Origin of the sequence: Phenylobacterium sp. (assembly GCF_031412415.1) — a bacterium.
Taxonomy (GTDB): Bacteria; Pseudomonadota; Alphaproteobacteria; order Caulobacterales; family Caulobacteraceae; genus Phenylobacterium.
In genome coordinates, this window is the sequence record NZ_JANOCX010000246.1 from 1 (window position 1) to 5,999 (window position 5,999).

The 5,999-nt window shown below is 69.5% G+C and carries 7 protein-coding genes and 1 pseudogene; 5 read left to right on the forward strand and 3 right to left on the reverse strand.

Annotated features, from left to right (window positions below):
• A partial coding sequence (locus RMO04_RS12235; RefSeq protein ID WP_405041494.1) for a lyase family protein occupies nucleotides 1-590 on the reverse strand: 590 nt, incomplete at its 3' end.
• A gap of 15 nt (nucleotides 591-605) precedes the next feature.
• Between RMO04_RS12235 and argH the strand changes: the two are divergent.
• From argH to lysA, 3 genes and pseudogenes are all read left to right on the forward strand, one after another.
• Nucleotides 606-1,694, forward strand: a pseudogene (gene argH, locus RMO04_RS12240) (argininosuccinate lyase); the annotation flags it as partial.
• Complete coding sequence (locus RMO04_RS12245; protein WP_309645063.1) at nucleotides 1,691-1,963, forward strand: LPS translocon maturation chaperone LptM; 273 nt, start codon at nucleotides 1,691-1,693, stop codon at nucleotides 1,961-1,963. The pseudogene argH and the gene RMO04_RS12245, both read left to right, overlap by 4 nt.
• The gene (lysA, locus tag RMO04_RS12250) at nucleotides 1,960-3,243 is read left to right on the forward strand and encodes a diaminopimelate decarboxylase (RefSeq protein ID WP_309645064.1); all 1,284 of its coding nucleotides are present in this window, start codon (nucleotides 1,960-1,962) and stop codon (nucleotides 3,241-3,243) included. Before RMO04_RS12245 ends, lysA begins: the two co-directional genes overlap by 4 nt.
• A gap of 1 nt (nucleotide 3,244) precedes the next feature.
• On the opposite strand, the gene RMO04_RS12255 is transcribed toward lysA, so the two are convergent.
• Nucleotides 3,245-3,778, reverse strand: a complete 534-nt coding sequence (locus tag RMO04_RS12255; RefSeq protein WP_309645065.1) for a phosphoribosyltransferase family protein — start codon at nucleotides 3,776-3,778, stop codon at nucleotides 3,245-3,247.
• Nucleotides 3,771-4,658: a DUF3426 domain-containing protein gene (locus tag RMO04_RS12260; protein WP_309645066.1), complete on the reverse strand. Its 888-nt coding sequence runs from the start codon at nucleotides 4,656-4,658 to the stop codon at nucleotides 3,771-3,773. Before RMO04_RS12260 ends, RMO04_RS12255 begins: the two co-directional genes overlap by 8 nt.
• A gap of 56 nt (nucleotides 4,659-4,714) precedes the next feature.
• Here RMO04_RS12260 and ftsE point away from each other — a divergent pair, with 56 nt between their 5' ends.
• Nucleotides 4,715-5,437 carry a cell division ATP-binding protein FtsE gene (gene ftsE / locus RMO04_RS12265; RefSeq protein WP_309645067.1) on the forward strand — a complete coding sequence of 241 codons (723 nt, stop codon included), beginning with the start codon at nucleotides 4,715-4,717 and terminating at the stop codon, nucleotides 5,435-5,437.
• Nucleotides 5,434-5,999: cell division protein FtsX (locus RMO04_RS12270; RefSeq protein ID WP_405041493.1), on the forward strand; the 566-nt coding region annotated here is incomplete at its 3' end. The genes ftsE and RMO04_RS12270, both read left to right, overlap by 4 nt.

Consider the following 5,999-nt stretch of genomic DNA (forward strand, 5'->3'; position numbering starts at 1 on the left):
GTCGAGTATCCGGCACCGGCTGCCGCCGCCATCCCGGCGCGGTTGGGCTCCAGGTCGGCGACCATACCGGCCATGGCCAACAAGCTCAGCTCCAGAGCATCAAAGGCCTCGAACGTGGGAACCTTGTCCTCCTGCATGTCCTTGGAATAGGTCAGCGGCAGGCCCTTCATCACCACGGTGAGCTGGGTGAAGGAGCCGAGCAGACGGCCGACCTTGGCGCGCACCAGCTCGGCGGCGTCCGGGTTCTTCTTCTGCGGCATGATCGACGAGCCGGTGGTGAAGGCGTCGGAGAGCGTCACGAAGCCGAACTGCGGCGTCATCCAGATCACGATCTCCTCGGCCAGCCGCGACAGGTGTGTGGCGCAGATGGTGGCCGCCGCCAGGGCCTCCAGCGCAAAATCCCGGTCGGCCACGCTGTCCAGGGAGTTGGCGGTGGGCCTGGCGAATCCCAGGGCCTTGGCGGTCATCTCCCGGTCGATGGGAAACGGGGATCCGGCCAGGGCGGCGGCGCCCAGCGGGCTCTCGTTCATCCGCGCGCGAGCGTCGGAGAAGCGCGAGGCGTCGCGGCCGAACATCTCGACATAGGCCATGAGGTGGTGGCCGAAGGTCACCGGCTGGGCCGGCTGCACACCGCCCGCTCACGCAACGACCAGGTGGCGCTGGACTTCCGCCTGTGGGTCCGCGAGGCCTGCGACCGCACGATCACGCAGATCAGCGACCTGCAACGCGCCCTGCTGGCCAAGGCCGAGCCGCATGCGGCGACGCTCATGCCGGGCTTCACCCACCTGCAGCCCGCCCAGCCCGTGACCTTCGGCCACCACCTGATGGCCTATGTGGAGATGTTCGGCCGCGACGCCTCGCGGTTCGCCGACGCCCGGGCGCGGATGAACGAGTGCCCGCTGGGCGCCGCGGCCCTGGCCGGCTCGCCCTTCCCGATCGACCGCCATGCGACGGCGCAGGCTCTAGGCTTCGATCGACCGACCGCGAACTCGCTGGACAGCGTCGCCGACCGGGATTTCGCGCTTGAGGCCCTGGCGGCGGCCACCATCTGCGCGGTCCACCTGTCGCGGCTGGCCGAGGAGATCGTGATCTGGATGACGCCGCAGTTCGGCTTCGTGAAACTTTCCGACGCCTTCACCACCGGCTCGTCGATCATGCCGCAAAAGAAGAATCCCGACGCCGCGGAGCTGATCCGCGCCAAGGTCGGCCGGCTGCTCGGCTCCTTCACCCAGCTCACCGTGGTGATGAAGGGCCTGCCGATGACCTATTCGAAGGACATGCAGGAGGACAAGGTCCCCACCTTCGAGGCCTTCGACGCGCTGGAACTGTCGCTGGCCGCGATGGCCGGCATGGTCGCCGACCTGGAGCCCGTGGCCGAGATGATGGCCGCCGCCGCCGGCGCGGGCTACTCCACGGCCACCGACCTGGCCGATTGGCTGGTCCGCGAACTGGACATGCCGTTCCGCGACGCCCACCACGTCACCGGGGCGGCCGTCAAAAAGGCGGAGTCTCTGGGCTGTGATCTCTCGGCCCTGCCGCTCGCAGATCTCCAGGCCCTGGAGCCTGCGATCACCCAGGGCGTTTTCGACGTGCTGACGCCCGCCGCTTCGGTCGCCAGCCGCAAAAGCTACGGCGGCGCCTCGCCGGAACAGGTTCGCGCCCAGGTCGCGCGTTGGAAGGAACTGCTGCCATGACCCTTCGCATTCTGGCGATCGCCGCCGTCGCCCTGGCCTTGGTGGGCTGCGGCAAGATGGGCGCCCTGGAGCGCCCCGGCCCGCTGATGGGCAAGGGTTCCGGCGCCGACGCGGGCTCCGATCCCGGCCGCGCGATCCGCACTGTCGATCCGCGCAACCGCACCGATGCGCCGGTCCCGCCACGCACCCAGCCGATCGACTCCGCGCCCAGCGCCACGTCCAGCGCCCCGCAAGGCGCGCTTCCCGATCCCTACGCCACGCCCAGATGAATCACTTCGAGCTCCACGGGGGCGAGCTCTCCTGCGAGGACGTATCCCTGACGGCGCTCGCCGAGGCTGTCGGCACGCCGGTCTATGTCTATTCGACGGCGACCCTGGAGCGGCACTACACCGTGCTGCGCGACGCCCTAGTCGCCGAAGGCATCCGTGGCGAGCACGGCGGCGATCCGCTGTTGGCCTTCGCCGTGAAGGCCAATTCGAACGTCGCGGTGCTGAAGACCCTCGCCCGGCTCGGCGCCGGCGCGGACACGGTTTCCGAAGGCGAAATCCGCCGGGCTCTGGCGGCGGGCGTGCCGCCAGAAAAGATCGTCTTCTCCGGCGTCGGCAAGACCGAGAGCGAGATCGCCTTCGCCCTGCGGACCGGCGTCAGCGAGATCAATGTCGAGTCAGAACCGGAGATGGAGCTCGCCAGCCGGGTCGCCCAGTCGCTGGGCACACGCGCGGTCATCGCCATCCGCGTCAATCCCGACGTCTCGGCCGGCGGCCACGCCAAGATCTCCACCGGCAAGGCCGACAACAAGTTCGGGGTCTCGTTCTCCGAGGCCGAGCGGCTCTACGCCAAGGCGTCGAACAACGCGGGCCTGAAGCCGGTCGGCGTCACCTGCCACATCGGCAGCCAGATCACCGACCTCGCGCCGATGGCCGAAGCTTTCACCAAGATGCGCGGCCTGGTCGAACGGCTGCGGGGCGAGGGGCTGGCGGTCGAACGCCTCGACCTAGGCGGCGGTCTGGGTGTTCCCTATTTCAACCAGCCGACGCCGCCCGCACCGGCCGACTATGCCCGCATGATCGCCAGGACCATGGCCGGTCTGGACGTGGCCTATTCCTTCGAGCCTGGAAGGATGATCGCGGCCAACGCCGGGGTCCTGCTGGCGCGCGTGCTGCATATCCACGAGCGTCCGGAAGGACGCAAGTTCGCGGTGCTGGACGCGGCCATGAACGACCTGATCCGCCCGGCCATGTACGACGCCTATCACGAGATCGTCCCGGTCAGGCCGCGTGAGGGCGCCCCGGTGGTCTATGACGTCGTGGGACCCATCTGCGAGACCGGCGACACCTTCACCCGTGAGCGCGCCCTGCCGCCGCTGGAGGCCGGCGACCTGGTGGCCTTCTTGAGCGCCGGAGCCTATGGGGCGGTGATGTCGAGCGAATACAACAGCCGCCTGCTGGCGCCCGAGGTGCTGGTAAAGGGCTCGGACTACGCCGTGGTCCGGCCGCGCCCGACATACGACGACATGCTGGCCAAGGAATCCGCCGCACCCTGGCTATGATTCAGTCCAGCGCCCCGATGAACGGCAGGCCGCGCAGGCATCCCGCCGCGTCCATGCCGTAGCCGACCAGGTAACGGGCTGGCGCGTGCCAGGCCACGAAGTCCGGGACGATGGCGCGCGGCGTCGGCCACGGCTTGCTGGCGAAGACGGCGGTGAGCGCGCGGCTGGCGCCGGCGTCAGTGACCAGGCGCTGGGCCTCCGACAGCGACAGGCCGGTGTCGATGACGTCGTCGATGATCAGGGCCGTGCGGCCCGAAAGCGGGCGTTGAAGGTCGGCGCGGACCTCGCAGCGGCCCAGGCTGGCGCGCTCGTCGCCGTACGAGGCCAGCCACAGGGCGTCGAACCGAACATTGCGCCCGGCCCGCGACAGGGCTCGGGTCAGGTCCGAGGCGAACCACAGACCGCCGGTCAGCAGGCAGACCGCGACGGTGTCGTCATCGATTCGCGGGGCGATTTCGCGGGCCAGGGCCTCGACGCGCGCGGCGATCTCGGCCTCGCTGAGCAGCACCACCGGCTCGGGCAGCGACTCAGTCATGGGCCGGCAAGGCGTCGGGAGACCCCGGCGGCAACGGCTGGGCCTCTACCGGCGCGGGCGCCAGGTTCTGGGTCACGGCTGGCGGCTCGGCCGCGGTCCGCAGGGCCGGGGCGGCGTGAGCAGCCTTCGGGGGATCGCCCTGGACGACCTTGACCTTCTTCACCGGCTCAGGCGGCGCGAAGGCGACCTCCAGCACGCGCGCCGTGGTTGGCGGGTCCAGCAGGGCGATGGCGAAGTGGCGGGTCTCGCCCGGCGGGATCTTGGCGTCGGCCGGGCGGGCGATCTTGGTCACCACCGCCTTGCCGTCTTCGTCCAGCAGGCTGATGCGCATGGGCGGCGAGATCACCGGCTCGTCCTGGATGTTGCGGATCATCCCCGAGACCGAGAGCGCGGCGTGGCCCTCCTGCAACGAGGGCTCGAACCGCACGCCCTCGATCACCAGGCCGAGGCTGTTCACCGGCTGGCCCACGAAGGCGTAGGCGCTGGCCGTGCGTGGCCAGAGGCGGACCACGTCGACGCGGAATACGAAGGCGACCGCCAGCAGCACCAGCAGGGCCGCGGCCAGGCCCGCCCAGATGATCCCGGTGGCCGCCGCCTCGCGGACCCGCCGTTCCGTGTCGGCCTTGGCGCGAAACACCTTGGGCAAGACTTCGCCAGGCAGGGCGCTGATCGGGATGTCGTCGGGATCGGGTGTGTCGACCGCCGGTTCGCGGCCGACCGCGCCCTCTTCGCCCGAGACTTCGAGGTCGAGTTCAGCCGCGCCGGCCTGAGCGGTCCAGCGTGCGCCGCAGCTGGCGCATTTCACGGCGCGGCCAGCTTCGGGGATCTTGGAATCATCCACGAAATAGCTGGTGGCGCACTCTGGACAGGTCAGTATCATGACGGCCGAATCGGACGCTCCAGCAACCTCAACCGAGGTCGCCGATTTCGGTCTTCATGTCCAGAAACACGCATGTTCAGGGCGCGTTCGACGCCGATCCCGCCGTGGTCCGCTTCGATGACGTGTCGATGCGCTATGGCCGTGCCCCCGAAACGCTGAAGGACCTTACCTTCTCATTGGCGCCCGGGTCTTTCCATTTCGTCACCGGGGCGTCGGGGGCGGGCAAGACGTCGCTGCTGAAGCTGATCTTCCTGGCGGCCAAGCCCTCGAAAGGGCTGCTGCATCTGTTCGGCCAGGACGTGTCGGCCATCGCGCCGAAGGATCAGCCGTTCCTGCGCCGCAGGATCGGGGTGGTTTACCAGGAGTTCAAGCTGCTGGAGCATCTCTCGGCCTTCGACAACACCGCCCTGCCCCTGCGAATCGCCGGCGGCAAGCCCGATAGCTATCGCCAGGACGTGGCCGAGCTGCTGGCTTGGGTGGGCCTGCGCTCGCGCATGCACGCCATGCCTGCGACGCTGGCGGGCGGCGAGAAGCAGCGGCTAGCCATCGCGCGCGCGGTGGTCAACCGGCCCGAAATCCTGCTGGCCGACGAACCTACCGGCAATGTGGACCACGAAATGGGTCTGCGCATCCTGCGCCTATTCGTCGAGCTCAACCGCCTGGGCACCACCATCCTGATCGCCACCCACGACCAGGACCTTGTGGCGCGGTCCGGCATGCCGACCCTGCATCTGGAAGACGGTCGGTTGACACAGCGCGACGCGGGGCACCTGGCGTGAGCGACTTCGACGTCGAACGCTGGCGGCCGGCGCCTTTCCTGCCTGAGGCCGACGCCAAGGACGGCTCGCTGGTCTTCGTGGTCGCCACGCTGTGTTTCCTGGCCTGTCTCACCCTCCTGGCCGTGCTGGCCGCCGACCGCGCGGCCCGCGGCTGGACCGGACATCTGACCAACGAAGCCACGGTCATCGTGCGGCCGAAGACCAACGAGACGCCCGACGGCGCCGCGGCCCGCGCGGCCGAGACCCTGGCCGGCGTTCCCGGCGTCGTGGAGGCCCAGGCCCTGGAGAAGGAAAAGGCTGAAGCCCTGATCGCTCCTTGGCTGGGCGACGCCGCCGACCTGGACGATCTTCCGATCCCGCGTCTGGTCTCGGTGCTGCTGGACCCCGAGGCGCCGGCGACCAGCCAGGCCATGGACCGCGCCCTGAAGGCCCAGGGGCTGGACGCTATCGTCGACGACCACTCGGTTTGGATGAAGGACATCGAACGCGCGGCCGACACCGCGCGCGGCATTGGTGGTGCGGTCTTCGCGCTGATCGCGGTGGCGGCCGGAGCCGTGGTGGC

Excerpts from the sequence above, each read along its gene's own strand:
- RMO04_RS12260 (WP_309645066.1), bottom strand. The coding sequence starts at position 4,658 with ATGATACTGACCTGTCCAGAGTGCGCCACCAGCTATTTCGTGGATGAT.
- RMO04_RS12255 (WP_309645065.1), bottom strand. The coding sequence starts at position 3,778 with ATGACTGAGTCGCTGCCCGAGCCGGTGGTGCTGCTCAGCGAGGCCGAG.
- lysA (WP_309645064.1), top strand. The coding sequence starts at position 1,960 with ATGAATCACTTCGAGCTCCACGGGGGCGAGCTCTCCTGCGAGGACGTA.
- RMO04_RS12245 (WP_309645063.1), top strand. The coding sequence starts at position 1,691 with ATGACCCTTCGCATTCTGGCGATCGCCGCCGTCGCCCTGGCCTTGGTG.
- ftsE (WP_309645067.1), top strand. The coding sequence starts at position 4,715 with ATGTCCAGAAACACGCATGTTCAGGGCGCGTTCGACGCCGATCCCGCC.